A 1,176-nucleotide genomic window follows, 5' to 3' on the forward strand; every position below is an offset into this window, starting at 1 on the left:
GTGCAAGCCCCAAACCGAAGCCCCGGTAAACGGCGGCCGTAACTCTGACGGTCCTAAGGTAGCGAAATTCCTTGTCGGGTAAGTTCCGACCTGCACGAATGGCATAACGACTTGGGCACTGTCTCGGCCGCGAGCTCGGTGAAATTGTAGTACCGGTGAAGATGCCGGTTACCCGCGACGGGACGAAAAGACCCCGTGAACCTTCACTACAACTTGGTATTGGCCGCGTGCATTGGATGCGTAGCATAGGTGGGAGGCTGAGAAGCCCCGGCTCCGGTCGGGGTGGAGCCGCCAGTGAAATACCACCCTTCTGGTGTATGCGGCCTAACCCTGCACAGCAGGGGACAGTGCCTGGTGGGTAGTTTGACTGGGGTGGTCGCCTCCAAAAACGTATCGGAGGCTCCCAAAGGTACCCTCAGCACGCTTGGCAACCGTGCGTAGAGTGCAATGGCACAAGGGTGCTTGACTGCGAGACCGCCGGGTCGAGCAGAGGCGAAAGCCGGGCATAGTGATCCGGTGGTTCCTCAAGGGAGGGCCATCGCTCAAAGGATAAAAGGTACTCCGGGGATAACAGGCTGATCTCCCCCGAGAGCCCCCATCGACGGGGAGGTTTGGCACCTCGATGTCGGCTCGTCACATCCTGGGGCTGCAGGCGGTCCCAAGGGTTGGGCTGTTCGCCCATTAAAGTGGCACGTGAGCTGGGTTCAGAACGTCGCAAGACAGTTCGGTCTCTATCTGTCGCGGGCGCAGGACGCTTGAGGGGACCCGCCCTTAGTACGAGAGGACCGGGGTGGACGCACCGCTGGCGTACCAGCTGTTCCGCCAGGAGCACCGCTGGGTAGCTATGTGCGGACGAGATAAGCGCTGAAAGCATCTAAGCGCGAAGCTCACCCCAAGATCAGGCGTCCCATAAGGGCCGTGGGAGACTACCACGTCGATAGGCGGCAGGTGTAAGCAGGGTAACCTGTTGAGCCGAGCCGTACTAATTGCCCGTGTCGTAATCCATATCCCCTGCTGTTAAAGATAGCTTTGAGGCGGGCGTAAGCTCCCTCAAAGCACAAAGGGTCCCTAACGAAGGCGTGAACCACCTCTTCCCATCCCGAACAGAGAAGTGAAAGCGCCTTCTACCGAGGGTACTGCCTGCACCGGCGGGAGAGTAGGCGTTCTCGTATACAC

Annotated in this window: 2 rRNA genes; both read left to right on the forward strand. The window is 59.5% G+C overall.

Annotated elements, in window-relative coordinates:
- Positions 1–1,006 (forward strand): 23S ribosomal RNA (locus NW858_RS04000); the annotation flags it as partial.
- Between the two features lie 52 nt (positions 1,007–1,058).
- Positions 1,059–1,172 (forward strand): 5S ribosomal RNA (rrf, locus tag NW858_RS04005).
- The last annotated feature ends 4 nt before the right edge of the window (positions 1,173–1,176 follow it).

The sequence above is a fragment of the Synechococcus sp. H55.10 genome, from assembly GCF_047502715.1.
Classification (GTDB): domain Bacteria; phylum Cyanobacteriota; class Cyanobacteriia; order Thermostichales; family Thermostichaceae; genus Thermostichus.